Here is a 16935-nt window from a genome sequence, read left to right on the forward strand (position 1 = left end):
CCGCCGGGTCCGGGCATTCGACACCGAGGAGCAACGCATATGACGGGACATCAGCAGCAGGCGCGGGCCGAGCGTACGGACGACCGGCCCGTGGCGGCGGATCTCACCGGCCGGGTGGCGCTGGTCGCCGGGGCGACCCGGGGCGCGGGCCGGGCGATGGCCGTGGAGCTGGGACGGGCCGGCGCCCTGGTGTACGTCACGGGGCGGACGACCCGCGAGCGGGTCAGTGAGGTCGGCCGGCCCACGGAGACGATCGAGCGGACCGCGGAACTGGTGACCGCGGCGGGAGGCACCGGGATCGCCGTACCGACCGACCATCTGGAGCCGGCCCAGGTCAAGGCGCTGATCGAGCGCATCGACGACGAGCAGGGGCGACTGGACGTCCTGGTGAACAGCCTCTGGGGCGGCGACCGGCTGATCGAGTTCAACACCAAGCTCTGGGACCTCGACCTGGACAGCGGGCTGCGGATGTTCCGCCTCGGCGTCGACAGCCACGTCATCACCAGCCACTACGCGCTGCCGCTGCTGATCAGGCGGCCCGGCGGGCTGGTCGTCGAGATCACCGACGGCACCGTCGACTTCAACCGCGTCTACCGCGACAACCTCTGCTTCGACCTGACCAAGAACGCACCGCACCGCATCGCCTTCGGCCTCGCCGCCGAATTGAAGGAGTACGGCGGCACGGCGGTCTCGCTCACCCCCGGCTTCCTGCGGTCCGAGGAGATGCTGGACCACTTCGGGGTGACGGAGGAGACCTGGCGCGATGCGATCGCCAAGGAGCCGCACTTCGCGATCGCCGAATCGCCGGCGCTGATCGGCCGTGCCGTACGGGCACTCGCCGCCGACCCGGACAAGCGGCGCTGGAGCGGCCAGTCCCTCTCCAGCGGCCAGCTGGCGAAGGAGTACGACTTCACCGACACCGACGGCTCCCGCCCGGACGCCTTCGGCTACTTCGAGGACGTGGTCATGGGCGGGAAGGCGGGGACGGAGGCGGACTACCGTTAGGGGGAGGTATCGGGGAACTCTCGCTGAACTCCGGAGTTTCCCTTACGGGGCGGTCGAACAGATCCCCTAAGGGTCGCAAGCGCCCCCTGCGGGGCCACAACAGACTGAGGCAGGGCGGTATTCCCGTAACAATCCTGCGGGCTGCGTCCTGCGGGGCAGCGGGCTATGGCCATGAGCGCTGAGCGTTAGCTCTGGGCCGTGCGCTCTGGGCTGTGAGCCGTGAGTTATGTGTACAGGGCCGCTGTGCGGTGGGCGGCGGTGGTGAAGCGGGCGCGGAGTTCGGAGGGGGCGAGTATCTCGCCTTCCGGGCCGAGTGCGAGGAGTTGGGCGTAGGCCACCTCGGCGGACTCCACGGGCAGCGTGACGGTCAGCCGGCCGTGCTCGTCGGGTCCGCCGGCCGCCCGGGCCTTGTCGATCGCCTCGCGGGCCGCCGCGCGCTCCGTGACGTACGGCAGCTGCAGCACACCGCGCGCGGAGAGCCGTACCACCACCTCCTCGCGCAGGAGCGAGCGCGCGAACTGCTCGGCCCGTTCCGCCCAGAACGCCGGCAGATCGAACGACGCCTCGCGCGCGAACCGGCCACGCCCACCGCTTTCAGGGTGTTCGCTGTCGGTCGCGATGGAGTCGAACGTGATGGAGTCGATCGCGATGAAGCGGTCCACTCGGTACACCCGGAAGTCGCCCTGGGTACGCGCCGCCAGATACCAGACCCCGGCCTTCAGTACGAGTCCGTACGGCTCCAACTCCCGCTGCACCTCGGTGTCCTTGCGGAGGTACCGGGCGACGATCCGGCGGTCGTCCCAGACCGCGTCCGCGAGGGCGGGCAGCAGGGCGGGGGTCTCGGGCTCCTGGTACCAGGCGGGCGCGTCGAGGTGGAAGCGCTGGGCGGCGTCCGTCGCGGCGCCCCGCAGCTCGGGCAGCAGCGCGGCGGAGACCTTCAGCCGGGCGGCGGACGCGGCGTCCGCCAGGCCCATCTCGCGCAGCGCGGAGGGCACTCCGGACAGGAACAGCGCCTCCGCCTCGCTCCGGCCGAGGCCGGTGAGGCGGGTGCGGTAGCCGCCTATGAGGCGATAGCCGCCGGCCCGCCCGCGGTCGGCGTAGACCGGAACTCCGGCCTCGGAGAGGGAGAGCACGTCCCGTGCGACCGTACGCTCCGAGACCTCCAGCTCCCGCGCCAGCTCGGCGCCCGTCATCGACGGCCGCGACTGGAGCAGCAACACCATCTTGATCAGCCGTGCAGCACGCATGCCCTCATGATGCCGCCGCCCACTGACAGCGCCCACTGACAGCGCTCACCGGCAGCGTGCGCCCCGGCGCCGGACAAGGGAAAGGCCCGGCCGTAGTCAGGGCGTGGCCGGCCGGGCCGTGGGTTCCCGGGCGGAGGATCCGGGCGCGGGGAACGCCGCCTCCGCACGGGAGTTTCAGGTCCCCCGTAGGCGCGGGTGGCGCCCGGTGTCGGCCGGGGCCACCTGCGTCATACGCGTCACCCGCGTCATACGCGGCACGTGCGTCCTACGGGGAGCCGCTGTGTCGCGCTCAGAGCCCGTTCAGAGCCCGTAGCGCTCGCGGGCCTCCTTGACCGCGGAGACGGCCACCTCGCCGCGGCGGGCGAGCTGGGCCAGCGCGGCGACCACGACCGACTCGGCGTCGACGCCGAAGTGGCGGCGGGCCGCGTCACGGGTGTCGGACAGGCCGAAGCCGTCCGCGCCGAGCGAGGAGTAGTCCTGCTCGACCCACTGCGCGATCTGGTCCGGGACCTGGCGCATGTAGTCGGAGACCGCGAGGACCGGGCCCTCGGCGCCGTGCAGCGCCTGGCGGATGTACGGGACACGCTCCTCGCCGCGCAGCAGCGCCGCGTCCGCCTCCAGGGCGTCACGCCGCAGCTCGCTCCAGGAGGTCGCGGACCACACATCGGCGGCCACACCCCACTCCTCGGCGAGCAGCTGCTGTGCCTTGAGGACCCAGTGGATCCCCGTGCCCGAGCCGAGCAGCTGGATGCGCGGCGCGTCGGGGGCGCTGATGTCCAGGCCCGCGGACTCCGCTGTGTTGAACCGGTACAGGCCCTTGACGATGCCCTCGTCGATCCCGAGCCCGGCCGGCTTGGCGGGCTGCGGCAGCGGCTCGTTGTAGACCGTGAGGTAGTAGAAGACGTTCGGGTCCTCGCCCGGCTTGGCCTCGCCGTACATCCGGCGCAGACCGTCCTTGACGATCGCCGCCACCTCGTACGCGAACGCCGGGTCGTACGTCAGCGCGGCCGGGTTGGTCGCGGCGATGACGGGCGAGTGGCCGTCCGCGTGCTGCAGGCCCTCACCGGTCAGGGTGGTGCGACCGGCGGTGGCGCCGACGAGGAAGCCGCGGCCGAGCTGGTCACCGAGCTGCCACATCTGGTCGGCCGTGCGCTGCCAGCCGAACATCGAGTAGAAGATGTAGAAGGGGATCATCGCCTCGCCATGCGTCGCGTACGACGTCGAAGCGGCGATGAAGTCCGCCATCGAACCGGCCTCGGTGATCCCCTCGTTGAGGATCTGGCCGTTCTTGGCCTCCTTGTAGTACATCAGCTGGTCGCGGTCGACCGGCTCGTACGTCTGGCCCTTGGGCGAGTAGATGCCGAGGGAGGGGAAGAGGCTCTCCATGCCGAAGGTGCGCGCCTCGTCGGGGACGATCGGCACCCAGCGCTTGCCGGTCTCCTTGTCCCGGACCAGGTCCTTGACCAGGCGGACGAAGGCCATGGTCGTCGCCACGTTCTGGGAGCCGGAGCCCTTGTCGAAGGAGGCGAAGGCCTTCTCGGCGGGGGTGGGCAGCGGGGCGATCGCGTGCGTGCGGCGGGCCGGGGCCGGTCCGCCGAGGGCGGCGCGGCGCTCCTGGAGGTAGCGGACCTCGGGGGAGTCGGCGCCGGGGTGGCCGTAGGGGACCTGGCCGTCGACGAACTGGCTGTCGGAGATGGGCAGTTCAAGAAGGTCACGCATGTTCTTGAACTCGTCCACCGTCAGCTTCTTCATCTGGTGGTTGGCGTTCTTGGACGCGAAGCCCTCGCCGAGCGTGAAGCCCTTGACCGTCTGGGCCAGGATCACCGTCGGGGCGCCCTTGTGCTCCAGCGCGGCCTTGTACGCGGCGTACACCTTGCGCGGCTCGTGGCCGCCGCGGGACAGGTGGAAGCACTCCAGGATCTTGTCGTCGCTCAGGAGTCCGGCCATCTCGACGAGCGCCGGGTCGGAGCCGAAGAAGTCCTGGCGGATGTAGGCGGCGTCGCGCGTCTGGTACGTCTGCACCTGCGCGTCCGGGACCTCGCGCAGCCGGCGCACCAGGGCACCCGTGGTGTCGAGCGCGAAGAGCTCGTCCCAGGCGTTGCCCCACAGCGACTTCACGACGTTCCAGCCGGCGCCGCGGAACTGGGCCTCCAGCTCCTGCACGATCTTGAAGTTGGCGCGGACCGGGCCGTCCAGGCGCTGCAGGTTGCAGTTGATGACGAAGGTGAGGTTGTCCAGGCCCTCACGGGAGGCGAGTGCCAGTGCGGCGGTCGACTCCGGCTCGTCCATCTCGCCGTCGCCCAGGAACGCCCACACGTGGGAGGCCGAGACGTCCTTGATGCCGCGGTTGGTGAGGTAGCGGTTGAAGCGCGCCTGGTAGATCGCCGACAGCGGGCCGAGGCCCATCGACACCGTCGGGAACTCCCACAGCCAGGGCAGGCGGCGCGGGTGGGGGTAGGACGGGATGCCCTTGCCGCCGGCCTCCCGGCGGAAGTTGTCGAGGTGCTCCTCGGTGAGGCGGCCGTCGAGGAAGGCGCGGGCGTAGATGCCCGGGGCGGCGTGGCCCTGGATGTAGAGCTGGTCGCCCGAACCGTCGCCTTCCTTGCCGCGGAAGAAGTGGTTGAAGCCGGTCTCGTAGAGCCAGGCGGCGGAGGCGAAGGTGGCGATGTGGCCGCCGACCCCGTACTTCGAGCCACGGGTGACCATCGCGGCCGCGTTCCAGCGGTTCCACGCGGCGATCCGGGCCTCCATCGCCTCGTCGCCCGGCACGGCGGGCTCGGCGGAGGTGGGGATCGTGTTGAGGTAGTCGCTCTCCAGGAGCTGGGGCAGGGTGAGCCCCGACTCCTCCAGGGTGCGGCGCATCAGGTACGCGGCGCGGTGCGGGCCCGCTGCCTCGGTGACCGCGTCAAGCGACTCGCGCCACTCGGCGGTCTCCTCGGGGTCGCGGTCCGGGAGCTGGTCGAGCTGGCTGTACGGCAGGCGCACGGGATCGGGCATGGGTGGCCCCTTTCCGGACGGGGGGAAGCTCCGGGGGTGCCGTCGAGGCTCGGCCGCGCCCTGGGGCGACGGCGGGGTCTCGACGACACCCGGTGCGAGTTCGGCAGTTGCAGGTTCGGCAGGTTCAGCAGGTTCGACAGGCAGGGTGTCGCGCCCCAGCGGACGACGATACGCCCCTGATCGATGATCGATCAACGTCGACCGGGTCAAAAACCGCAGGTCGGCACGGGGTGTCACAAATCTCGGCACGCGGTGCCAGCTCCGGAGCCCGCCTCCGCTACGCCCCGCAGTCCCGCCCGGACCCTGGGTGCACACCTCGCCTCTCGGAGAGCGGCCCCTCCGGTCTCAGACCCTCGGTGCGCAGCTCAGCACATGCGCCTTCAGCAGGCTGCCGATCTTCGGATCGCGCCGCCGGAACGCGTCCACGATCTCCTGGTGTTCCTGGGCGTGCGAGCGGTGCTCCGGGCTGAACCAGCGGATCGACAGCGTCGTCCAGACCTCGATGCCCAGCGACTCCCAGGTGTGCAGCAGCACGGAGTTCCCGGCCGCCCGCACGATCTCCCGGTGGAAGGCCACCGTATGCCGCACCTGCGCCTCCCCGTCGGCCGCCCGCTCCGCCTCCCGCAGCGCGGCCACCTCCCGCTCCAGCGCCGAGGTGTCCTCGGCCAGCCGCCCGGCGGCCAGCTCCGCGGCCACCTGCTCCAGCCCGGCCCGCACCGGGTAGCTCTCCTTGAGATCGTCCGCGGTCAGATTCCGTACCCGGACGCCCTTGTTCGGCGCCGACTCGATCAGCTGGAGCGACTCCAGCTCGCGCAGCGCCTCCCGTACGGGCGTCTGGCTGACCTCCAGCTCCACCGCGATCCGCCGCTCCACGATCCGCTCACCCGGCTGCCAGCGGCCGCTGACGATCCCCTCAAGGATGTGCTCGCGGATCTGCTCGCGCAGCGAATGGACGACGGGCGGGGTCATGAGGTGCTCCTTCAGAGCGGGGGTGGCGAGGGCCGGGGCCGCTGGTGGGGGCCATTATCCGGGACACGGACCAGCGCGGGAGCCGGCTGCGAAAGCCGGCGTCCGGGACGTTGACGTGCGGAGATGAGGACGCAAAAGGGGCCGGTCCCGGTTCGTCGACGGACGAACCGGGACCGGCCCCTGCTGAACCTGCCTGCCGTGCTTAGAGACCGATCTCGGTCTCGAACTCGGCGGCCTCCAGGATCTGCTTGACCGTGGTCAGGTAGCGGGCGGCGTCGGCGCCGTCCACCAGACGGTGGTCGTAGGAGAGCGCGAGGTAGGTCATGTCGCGCACCGCGATGGTCTCGCCGAGCTCCGGGTGGTTGATGACCACCGGGCGCTTGACGGTCGCGCCGATGCCCAGGATGCCGACCTGGTTCGGGGGCACGATGACGGTGTCGAACAGCGCGCCGCGCGAACCGGTGTTGGAGATGGTGAAGGTCGCGCCGGACATGTCGTCCGGGCTGATCTTGTTGGAGCGGACCTTGCCCGCCAGCTCCGCCGTCTTACGGGCGATACCGGCGATGTTCAGGTCGCCCGCACCCTTGATGACCGGGGTCATCAGGCCCTTCTCCGCGTCCACCGCGATACCGACGTTCTCGGTGTCGAAGTAGGTGATGGTGCCCTCGTCGTCGTTGATCCGGGCGTTGACGACCGGGTGGGCCTTCAGCGCCTGGACAGCGGCCTTGACGAAGAACGGCATCGGGGAGAGCTTGACGCCCTCACGCTGCGCGAAGGCGTCCTTGGCCTTGTTGCGCATCCGCATGATCTTGGTGATGTCCACCTCGACCACGGAGGTCAGCTGCGCCTGGCCGTGCAGGGCCTTCATCATGTTGTCGCCGATGGCCTTGCGGATGCGCGGCATCTTGACGGTCTGACCGCGCAGCGGCGAGACCTCCAGCACCGGGGCCTTCGGCGCGGCGGCCGGGGCCGCGGCCGGAGCCGGCGCGGCGGCCTTGGCGGCCTCGGCGGCGGCGATGACGTCCTGCTTGCGGATCCGGCCACCGACGCCGGTGCCCTGGACCGTGGCGAGGTTGACGCCGCTCTCCGCGGCGAGCTTGCGCACCAGCGGCGTGACGTACGCGCCCTCGGCCTCACCCGCGGCCGGAGCCGGGGTGACAGGCGCCGGGGCGGCGGCCGGAGCGGCCGGGGCGGCGGGCGCCGGTGCCGGTGCCGGGGCAGCCGGGGCGGCGGGCGCCGGGGCAGCGGCGGCCGGAGCCGGGGTGACCGGAGCGGGGGCAGCCGCGGCCGGGGCCGGAGCGGCAGCGGGGGCCGGAGCCGCCGGAGCCGGGGCGGCAGCCGGAGCCGCGCCCTTCGCACCGATCACGGCGAGCTTGGCGCCGACCTCGGCGCTCTCGTCCTCGCCGACCACGATCTCCAGCAGGGTGCCGGAGACCGGCGCCGGGATCTCGGTGTCGACCTTGTCGGTGGAGACCTCCAGCAGCGGCTCGTCGGCCTCGACCTCCTCGCCGACCTCCTTCAGCCAGCGGGTGACGGTGCCCTCGGTGACGCTCTCGCCGAGCGCGGGGAGGGTGACGTCCGTGCCCTCGGCAGCGCCCGCAGGGGCGGCCGGGGCCTCGGCGGCGGTCGGAGCCGGGGTGGGCTCGGGCTGCGCGGCGGGGGCCGGGGCCTCGGCGGCGGCCGGAGCCGGCGCAGCCGCCGGGGCGCCCGTGCCGTCGTCGATGAGGGCCAGCTCGGCGCCGACCTCCACGGTCTCGTCCTCGGCCACCTTGATGGCGGACAGGATGCCGGCGGCCGGGGCCGGGATCTCGGTGTCGACCTTGTCGGTCGACACCTCGAGCAGCGGCTCGTCGGCCTCGACGCGCTCACCCTCGGCCTTCAGCCAGCGGGTGACGGTGCCCTCGGTGACGCTCTCGCCGAGCGCCGGAAGGGTTACGGAAACCGCCATGGTTTCAGTTGCTCCTTACGAATTGCTGTTGTGGTCGTCGCGCCCGGGTGGCGTCAGTCGTGGGAGTGGAGGGGCTTGCCGGCCAGGGCCAGGTGGGCCTCGCCGAGCGCCTCGTTCTGCGTCGGGTGCGCGTGCACGAGCTGCGCGACCTCGGCCGGCAGGGCCTCCCAGTTGTAGACCAGCTGGGCCTCGCCGACCTGCTCGCCCATACGGTCACCGACCATGTGGACGCCGACCACGGCACCGTCCTTGACCTGGACGAGCTTGATCTCGCCCGCGGTCTTGAGGATCTTGCTCTTGCCGTTGCCCGCGAGGTTGTACTTCAGAGCGACGACCTTGTCGGCGCCGTACAGCTCCTTGGCCTTGGCCTCGGTGATGCCCACCGAAGCGACCTCGGGGTGGCAGTACGTCACGCGCGGCACACCGTCGTAGTCGATCGGCACGACCTTCTCGCCGGCCAGCCGCTCCGCCACCAGCATGCCCTCGGCGAAGCCGACGTGCGCGAGCTGGAGGGTCGGGACGAGGTCACCGACGGCCGAGATGGTCGGCACGTTGGTCTGCATGTACTCGTCGACCAGGACGTAGCCGCGGTCCATCGCCACGCCCTGCTCCTCGTAGCCGAGGCCCTGGGAGACCGGGCCGCGCCCGATCGCGACCAGCAGCACCTCGGCCTCGAAGGTCTTGCCGTCGGCGAGCGTCACCTTGACGCCGTCGGCGGTGTACTCGGCCTTGTCGAAGAAGGTGCCGAGGTTGAACTTGATGCCCCGCTTGCGGAAGGCCCGCTCCAGCAGCTTGGAGCTGTTCTCGTCCTCGACCGGGACGAGGTGCTTGAGGCCCTCGACGACGGTGACGTCGGTGCCGAAGGACTTCCACGCCGAGGCGAACTCGACGCCGATCACGCCGCCGCCCAGGACGATCGCGGACTTCGGCACGCGGTCCAGCTTGAGCGCGTGGTCCGAGGAGATGATGCGGTTGCCGTCGATCTCCAGGCCCGGCAGCGACTTCGGCGTGGAGCCGGTCGCCAGCAGGATGTGGCGGCCCTGGACGCGCTGGCCGTTCACGTCGACGGAGGTCGGGGAGGACAGCCGGCCCTCACCCTCGATGTACGTCACCTTGCGGGAGGCGACCAGGCCCTGCAGGCCCTTGTACAGGCCCGAGATGACCTCGTCCTTGTACTTGTGGACGCCCGCGATGTCAATGCCCTCGAAAGTGGTCTTGACACCGAACTGGTCGGCCTCACGAGCCTGATCGGCGATCTCACCGGCGTGCAGCAGAGCCTTGGTGGGGATGCAGCCGTTGTGCAGGCAGGTGCCGCCGAGCTTGTTCTTCTCGATCAGGGCGACGTCGAGGCCCAGCTGCGCCCCGCGCAGGGCAGCGGCGTAACCACCGCTACCGCCTCCGAGGATCACTAGGTCGAAAACGGTGCTGGCGTCGTTCGCCACGTCACGTCCTCCATGCATGGGTGCGCCGGAGCCGGTCTTCGATGACCGGATCGCGGCTGGTGTTCGGCCGCTTTCACGTCGGCCCTGGGTAAGGGGGGCCCTGTCCTGCCGAGAACCCATCTTCGCACTTGTTCAACGAAGCCGGGACGGCGGGCCGGGCTCCGGGCGGCCGATCGGCCGCCCGAGAGGTCCTACTCGTGCGTAACGGGGTCGGATTTCGTCGAGGGCGAACACCCGGCCGCCTCCGTCGCGCCCCCGCACCCGCCGTACGCACACCGACGGCCCCGGGCGGTGCGCTCGGGGCCGTACGGACACGACGGGGCGGCCGGAACGGCGTCAGCCGAGGTCGCCCGCGGCGGTGCGCTCGGCGAGCCGCACCAGGGTGCGCACGGCGGAGCCGGTGCCGCCCTTGGGGGTGTAGCCCCAGGGCGAGCCCTCGTGGAAGGCCGGGCCCGCGATGTCGAGGTGCGCCCACGTGATGCCCTCGCCGACGAACTCCTTCAGGAAGAGCCCGGCGGTCAGGCCGCCGCCCATCCGCTCGCCCATGTTCGCGAGGTCGGCGACCGGCGAGTCCATGCCCTTGCGGAGGTGGGTGGGCATGGGCATCGGCCAGGACTGCTCGCCGACCTCCTCCGCGATCTCGTGGATCGAGGCGCGGAAGGCGTCGTCGTTCGCCATGATCCCGAAGTGGCGGTGGCCCAGCGCCAGCACCATCGCACCGGTCAGCGTCGCCACGTCCACGATCGCGTCCGGCGACTCCTCCGACGCCCGGGTCAGGGCGTCGGCCAGCACCAGCCGGCCCTCGGCGTCGGTGTTGAGCACCTCGACGGTCTTCCCGCTGTACATGGTCAGCACGTCGCCGGGGCGGGTGGCGGTGCCGGACGGCATGTTCTCGGCGAGCGCCAGCCAGCCGGTGACATTCACCTCCAGGCCCAGCCGGGCGGCGGCCACCACCGCGGCGAAGACCGCGGCCGCACCGCTCATGTCGCACTTCATGGTCTCGTTGTGGCCGGCCGGCTTGAGCGAGATACCGCCCGAGTCGTACGTGATGCCCTTGCCGACCAGCGCCAGGGTCCGGCTCGCCTTCGGGTGCGTGTGCGCGATCCGCACCAGCCGCGGCGGGGCGTCCGAGCCCTGGCCGACGCCCAGCAGACCGCCGTAGCCGCCCTTCTTGAGCGCCTTCTCGTCCAGCACCTCGACCTTGAGGCCGAACTCCTTGGCCGCGGCCTGCGCCTGAGCCGCGAACGCCTTCGGGTCGAGGTCGTTGGAGGGGGTGTTGATCAGGTCGCGGGCGCGGTTGACCTCCGCGGCCAGCGTCTGGGCGCGCGCGGCGGCCGCCTTGAACTCCTTGTCGCGCGGCTTGGCGCCGAGGATCGCGACCTCCGCCAGCGGCTGCGACGCGGTGTCGTTCTTCTTGCCGCCCTTGGTGCCCTGGCCGCTGTTGCTGCGGTACGCGGTGAAGGCGTACGCGCCGAGCAGCGCGCCCTCGCTCACCGCGGCGGCCGCCTCGGCGTCCTCGACCGGCAGCGCGAAGCCGGCCTTCTTGCTGCCGGCCAGCGCACGGGCGGCGCTGCCCGCGGCCCGCCGGAGCGCCTCGTTGTCATAGGCGTCGCCCTTCGCCGGGGCGTCGCCGAGGCCGACCGCCAGCACGACCGGCGCCTTGAGGCCGTCGGCGGCGGGCAGCTTGGTCGCCTCGCCCTCGGCACCGGTCGCGCCGAGGGTCTCCAGCACGGCGGCGAGCTTGCCGCCGAAGGCCTTGTCCACGGCCTCCGCGCCGGGAGCGACGACGACGCCCTTGGCGCCCTTGGCCACGCCGACGACGACGGCGTCCGCACGCGCCGTCGCGGCGGAAGAAGTACTGAGGGTCAGTGCAGTCACGGTGATGAGAGTCCTGTTCCGTCCGGGAATCCGTTCGCGCCTGGGGCGCTGCTGCGGCCGAGCCTACGCTTGGCGGCGCCGCCAGGCCCGGCCCCAGGGAAGGCGGAATGCCGTACCGCTGCGCGGCGGTGCGCCGCCCCCGGTGCCGTACGGGCCGGGGTGGCCCATGAACTTCCCCTGAAAACAAGGGAGTTGAGCGGGAGTCAAGGTCAGCCCAGCGTCAGTGCGATGAGCGCCGCCAGCCCCGCGCTCTCCGCCAGCGCGCCGAACACATCCCCGGTCACCCCGCCGAACCGCCGCCGGCAGTGCCCCAGCAGCAGCTCGCCGGCCGCCAGCCCGGCCAGCGCGGCACCCGCGGCGTGCAGCGCGCCGTACGGGCCGAAGCCGGCACCCGCGGCCGCGCAGCCGACGACCACCAGCCCGGCACACAGCGCCGCCGCCCGCACCGGGACCGTTCCGGCGACCGCCGCGCCCAGCCCCTCCGGACGGGCCGCCGGCACTCCCGTACGGGAGGCCAGGGTCAGCGCGGCGCGCCCGGTGACCGCCGCGACCGCCGCCCCGAGCGCGCCGTACGCCCAGCCGCCGGCGAACAGCCGGTCCAGCGCGGCCACCTGGGCCAGCAGGGCGAACAGCAGGGTGACGACCCCGAACGGACCAATGTCGGACCGCTTCATGATGCGCAGCGCGTCCTCGGCGGGCTTGCCGCTGCCCAGGCCGTCCGCGGTGTCGGCGAGCCCGTCCAGATGCAGGCCACGGGTGAGGACGGCGGGCACCACGGCGCTGCCGACCGCGGCGAGCAGCGGCCCGCCGCCGAGCAGCAGCACCGCCCCGCCGAGCGCCGCCGCGCACAGCCCGACCACCAGCCCGGCCAGCGGTGCGCAGAGCATCCCGCCGCGCGCCGCCGCCCGGTCCCAGCGGGTGACCCGCACCGGCAGCACGGTCAGCGTGCCGAAGGCGAAGCGCAGGGCGTCGGAAGGGGCCGGGGGAGCGGGGGTCTCGGTCACCGCGGCAGGCTATCGCCGGGGGCCGCCGCCTTCGCCGCCCGCCCCCGCGGCTTCGGGGGCTCGCCGCCGCCGGCGCTGCCACACCTCCCAGGCGCCGGACACCACCAGCACCCCGAGGATCGCCGCGAGATGCTCCTTGCCGGCCAGGTTGTTCTTGATGAACACCACCTCGAAGATCATCGCGAACACCACCAGCGCGGCGGTGAACCACGCCCGGTAGCGCCAGCAGACGAAGACCGCCAGCCCCACCACGGCCGCCGACGGCCCGGTGTCGGTGGCGTACTTGTCCGCGTCGGGCAGCCCGACGGGGCTCTGCGGGCCGATCCAGATGCCGATCCGCGCGTACATCGTCCCGCAGAGCGTGGCCACGTACGCGATCAGCAGCGTCTGCCGCCGGCCCACACAGATCTCCGCGATCCCGAAGACGACCAGGATCTGGGCCAGCGCGCCCCACACCGGAAGGTCCAGCGCCGGCACGAACAGCGACAGCGGGGTGCGCAGCAGCGCCACCCACAGGTGCTCCCAGGCCTGGATGGCGCCGATGTCCTGGACCGTCCGATAGCCCCAGGCCTGGTTCTGGACGAACTGGAAGACCACCGTGAGGCAGATCGCGGTGAGCGTCAGCGGAATCGCCCGCAGCTTCTTCGCGGCCAGCGCGGACCGCACCGTCCCGAAGAGCGGGCCCCACTCGGCCCGCGCGGCACGGCGCAGGACGGACTCCTCCCGCCGCCGCGGCGCGGGTGCCACCCGCCGCCCCGCCCCAGCCGAGCTCATCTCACGTTCTCCAGGTGCTTGCGGCCGAGCCACTTGGGCAGACCGGGTGCTTCCAGAAAGCCTTCCGCGCGGGCGGCGGCGAGACCGATCCGCAGCACATCGGTGCTCTTTTCGAAGAGCATGTACCGCGGCTCCCAGATCGGCCGGTATTTCGCGTTGGCGCGATAGAGCGATTCGATCTGCCACCACCGCGAGAAGAAACCGAGCAGTGAGCGCCACAGGCGCAGCACCGGGCCCGCGCCGAGCCGCGCACCGCGTTCGAAGACGGAACGGAACATCGCGAAGTTCAGTGAGAGCTGAGTGACCTCCACCTCGTTCGCACGCTGGATCAGCTGCAGGACCATGAACTCGATCAGCCCGTTGTCGGAGTCGCGGTCCCGCCGCATCAGGTCCAGCGAAAGGCCCCGCGCGCCCCACGGGACGAAGCTGAGCAGCGCCCGCGGCGTGCCGTCGGCGTCGGAGCACTCCAGCATCACGCACCGCCCGTCCGCCGGATCGCCGAGCCGGCCCAGCGCCATCGAGAAGCCGCGCTCGGTCTCCCCGTCCCGCCACTCGTCGGCCCGCCGCAGCAGGCGGTCCATCTCGTCCGCGGGGATGTCCTCGTGCCGCCGGATCCGGACGGTGTAGCCGGCCCGCTGGACGCGGTGGTGCGCTTGCCGCACGCTGCGCATCGCCCGGCCTTCGAGGGTGAACTTCGCGGTCTCCACGATCGCCTCGTCACCGAGCTCCAGCGCGTCCAGGCCGTGCCGGGCGTAGATGGTGCCGCCCGCCTCGCTCGCGCCCATCACGGCCGGCGTCCAGCCGTGCTCCCGGGCCTCGGCCAGCCACACCTCGATCGCCCCCGGCCAGGCCTCGGGGTCGCCCAGCGGATCGCCGGAGGCCAGCGACACCCCGCCCACCACGCGGTACGTGACGGCCGCCTTCCCGCTGGGGGAGAACAGCACGCTCTTGTCCCGGCGCAGCGCGAAGTAGCCCAGCGAGTCGCGGTCGCCGTGCCGGGCGAGCAGCGCGCGCAGCCGTTCCTCGTCGTCCCCGCTGATCGGCTCGGTGCTGCGTACCGACCGGAACGCCGCGAACAGCACCGCCACCAGCAACAGCGTGCTCAGCACATTGATCGTGGCATTGGCCCAGTTCGGGGTGGCGATCCCGGGGAAGTCCCGGTCGTCGCCGGCCAGCCACACCAGCCGCATCAGGCCGTACCCCCAGCGCTGCGCGAACGTCGACGAGGCGGGCTGCGCGGTGTTGGTGACGGTCACCAGCAGCGCCGCCAGCAGCGAGGCGACCGGCAGGCCGACGGCCGCGACCACCGCCGCCAGCTTGGGGTTCGCGCGGTCGCCCCTGGCGTCGAACTCCCGCCGGCCGGCCACCAGCGCGCCCGCGAACACCAGCGTCGCCAGCAGCGACACCCAGTTCTGCGGATGCGAACGGAACCCGGAGTCCACCACCAGCGCCGCACCGAACAGCAGCGACAGCAGCCCGGACAGCACCAGGTTCAGGATCCACGCCGCCCGCTTGCGGCGCCGCAGGGCCACCGCCATCAGCAGCGAGAAACCGCCGGACGCGAAGCCGGCCGTCAGCAGATACGGCGTGACGTACTCGTCGACGTTGTGCCGGCGGATGTCGTTGCCGAACGACACCCACACCGCGCCCAGCAGGTTGAGGAAGGTGACCATGCGCAGATACCAGATGCCGAACCCGGCGCCGCGCCGCGACCAGGGGCCACGGCGGTCTTCTTGACGGTCCTCGTCCTGCTGTGGACGGCCGTGCTGCGGACGGCCCTGGTCCCGGCTCACGCGATGTCTCCCACAAAAACGTATGACGGCGGATTTCATGGGACGTCGCCGGACTCCGGCCGCGGTCGGCCGGCGCCTCGATCAGTCGCGTTCGGGCAGCTCTGCCGCCAGGGCCGCGGCCGCCTGCACCAATGGCAGGGCGAGCAGCGCCCCCGTCCCCTCGCCAGCAGTGACGCCGTGGTCGAGCAGAGGGTTGAGTGCGATCCGGTCCAGCGCCTTGGCCTGGGCCGGCTCGCCGCTCGCCTGGCCCGCCAGCCACCAGTCCGGCGCCCGGAACGCCACCCGCTGCGCCACCAGCGCACAGGCCGCCGAGACCACCCCGTCCAGGATCACCGGCGTCCGGCGCACCGCGCTCTGCAGCAGGAAGCCGGTGATCGCGGCCAGATCCGCGCCGCCGGCCGCGGCCAGCAGCTCCAGCTGGTCGCCGAGCACCGGCCGCGCCCGGCGCAGCGCGTCCCGGATCGCCGCGCACTTGCGCATCCACGCCAGATCGTCGATCCCCGCCCCGCCCCGCCCGGTGACCACCGACGCGTCCGTACCGCACAGCGCGGCGATCAGCGTGCTCGCGGCCGTCGTCCCGCCGACGCTCAGATCGCCCAGCACCACCAGGTCGGTGCCGGTGTCCGCCTCCTCGTCCGCGATCGCCATCCCGGCCCGGAACGCCGCCTCGGCCTCCTCGGCGGTCAGCGCGTCCTCGACGTCGATCCGCCCCGAGCCGCGCCGCACCCGGTGGCGGGTGACCTCCGCGGGCAGCTCCTCCGGGTCGCAGTCCACGGCCATGTCGACCACCCGCACCCCCGCGCCCGCGCGACGGGCCAGCACCGCGGCCGGGCTCGCCCCGTCCAGCACGGCCCGTACGAGGTCCTTGGTGCCGCCGGCCGGCCGGGCCGAGACCCCCAGCTCCGCCACCCCGTGATCGCCCGCGAACAGCAGCACCCGCGGCCGCTCGACGGGCCGCACCGGCACCCGCTGCTGCGCCGCCGCCAGCCACTCGCCCAGCTCGTCGAGCCGGCCGAGCGCCCCCGGCGGCACGGCCAGCCGCGCCCGCCGCTCCTCGGCGTCGCGGCGCACCCCGCCGTCCGGGCGCTCGATCAGTTGGGCGAAGTCATCGAGGTTCAGGCTGCTCATTGGCGGCAGATTACCGGCAATACGTTCGGCATGCGGCAGGGTTGCCGGGCCGGACGGGCCGGTCCGGCGGCCGACCCCGGGGCGGACGCCGCAGACCGGACGCCGCGGACCACCGGTCAGGGGTCATGCCGCCGGACCGGCCCCGTCACCGCGCCGGGTCCCCGCGGTACGGCGTCGCTCCGCCGCGAACCGGACCTCCCACACCACCGGCCGCAGCGCCCGCAGCACCGGCAGGCGGTGCCGCGGCCCGGCCGGCCGCCGGGTGCGTACCGCCGCGACGCCCGGATGCGCGTCCGCCAGACCGGCCGCCCACCACGACGGCGCGTCAAAGACCAGCGCACCACCGGGGAACCGCTCCGCGCACGCCGCCACCAGGGCGCGCACGGCGGGCCGCGGCAGCCGCGTCAGCACCCCCGGCGCGGTGACGACGACCCCGCGCCACGGCTCCCGCACCGCGTCCAGCCAGCCGTGGCCGCCCGTCGCGCAGGCGACCGTCCGCCGCCGGGCGCCGTCCGGCAGCAGCATCCGGCGCAGCGCGGCGGTCTCCGGTGGCACCACCGTCAGCCAGGTCAGGCGGCCGTTGTCCAGCCGCCAGAAGCCGTTCTCCAGCCCTTCGCCGAGGGCGATCACCGTCGCGTCCGGATGCCGCGCCAGATAGGCGCGCACCACCGCGTCGGTCGGATCGGTTGCGGTCACGGGTCAAGGGCACCCGGCGCCACGCCGCCGGGGCAAGCGGACACGGGCCCTGAC

The 16935-nt window shown here is 72.7% G+C and carries 12 protein-coding genes; 1 reads left to right on the forward strand and 11 read right to left on the reverse strand.

Annotated elements, in window-relative coordinates:
- The first annotated feature begins 39 nt into the window (after positions 1-39).
- Positions 40-1005 (forward strand): SDR family oxidoreductase, encoded by a 966-nt coding sequence (locus tag AZE13_RS23425; RefSeq protein WP_079124297.1) that lies wholly within the window; start codon positions 40-42, stop codon positions 1003-1005.
- Positions 1006-1229: 224 nt separating this feature from the next.
- Here AZE13_RS23425 and AZE13_RS23430 read toward each other — a convergent pair whose 3' ends face one another.
- The 11 genes from AZE13_RS23430 to AZE13_RS34320 form a co-directional block, all read right to left on the reverse strand.
- Positions 1230-2252, reverse strand: a complete 1023-nt coding sequence (locus AZE13_RS23430; protein WP_066935429.1) for a helix-turn-helix transcriptional regulator — start codon at positions 2250-2252, stop codon at positions 1230-1232.
- 300 nt (positions 2253-2552) lie between these two features.
- A complete protein-coding gene (gene aceE / locus AZE13_RS23435; RefSeq protein ID WP_066935432.1) occupies positions 2553-5249 on the reverse strand; it encodes a pyruvate dehydrogenase (acetyl-transferring), homodimeric type in 2697 nt (898 codons plus the stop codon).
- A gap of 345 nt (positions 5250-5594) precedes the next feature.
- Entirely contained in the window at positions 5595-6218 is a 624-nt protein-coding gene (locus AZE13_RS23440; protein WP_066935435.1) for a GntR family transcriptional regulator, read from the reverse strand.
- Between the two features lie 202 nt (positions 6219-6420).
- Complete coding sequence (gene sucB, locus AZE13_RS23445; RefSeq protein ID WP_066935438.1) at positions 6421-8166, reverse strand: 2-oxoglutarate dehydrogenase, E2 component, dihydrolipoamide succinyltransferase; 1746 nt, start codon at positions 8164-8166, stop codon at positions 6421-6423.
- 53 nt (positions 8167-8219) lie between these two features.
- Positions 8220-9608 carry a dihydrolipoyl dehydrogenase gene (lpdA, locus tag AZE13_RS23450; protein ID WP_066935441.1) on the reverse strand — a complete coding sequence of 463 codons (1389 nt, stop codon included), beginning with the start codon at positions 9606-9608 and terminating at the stop codon, positions 8220-8222.
- Positions 9609-9944: 336 nt separating this feature from the next.
- The gene (locus AZE13_RS23455; protein WP_066935444.1) at positions 9945-11486 is read right to left on the reverse strand and encodes a leucyl aminopeptidase; all 1542 of its coding nucleotides are present in this window, start codon (positions 11484-11486) and stop codon (positions 9945-9947) included.
- A 209-nt stretch (positions 11487-11695) separates the two neighbouring features.
- A complete protein-coding gene (locus AZE13_RS23460) occupies positions 11696-12490 on the reverse strand; it encodes an adenosylcobinamide-GDP ribazoletransferase (RefSeq protein WP_066935447.1) in 795 nt (264 codons plus the stop codon).
- 9 nt (positions 12491-12499) lie between these two features.
- Entirely contained in the window at positions 12500-13264 is a 765-nt protein-coding gene (locus AZE13_RS37065; RefSeq protein WP_066935450.1) for a hypothetical protein, read from the reverse strand.
- Positions 13261-15057 carry a phosphatidylglycerol lysyltransferase domain-containing protein gene (locus AZE13_RS23470; protein WP_066935453.1) on the reverse strand — a complete coding sequence of 599 codons (1797 nt, stop codon included), beginning with the start codon at positions 15055-15057 and terminating at the stop codon, positions 13261-13263. The genes AZE13_RS37065 and AZE13_RS23470 overlap by 4 nt, the downstream gene beginning before the upstream one ends.
- An 81-nt stretch (positions 15058-15138) precedes the next feature.
- On the reverse strand, positions 15139-16185 hold the full coding sequence (cobT, locus tag AZE13_RS23475) for a nicotinate-nucleotide--dimethylbenzimidazole phosphoribosyltransferase (RefSeq protein WP_066935458.1): 1047 nt from the start codon (positions 16183-16185) through the stop codon (positions 15139-15141).
- A gap of 123 nt (positions 16186-16308) precedes the next feature.
- The gene (locus AZE13_RS34320) at positions 16309-16881 is read right to left on the reverse strand and encodes a class I SAM-dependent methyltransferase (RefSeq protein ID WP_258527944.1); all 573 of its coding nucleotides are present in this window, start codon (positions 16879-16881) and stop codon (positions 16309-16311) included.
- Positions 16882-16935 lie beyond the last annotated feature (54 nt).

The organism is Streptomyces sp. NBRC 110611, from assembly GCF_001590865.1.
GTDB lineage: Bacteria > Actinomycetota > Actinomycetes > Streptomycetales > Streptomycetaceae > Streptomyces.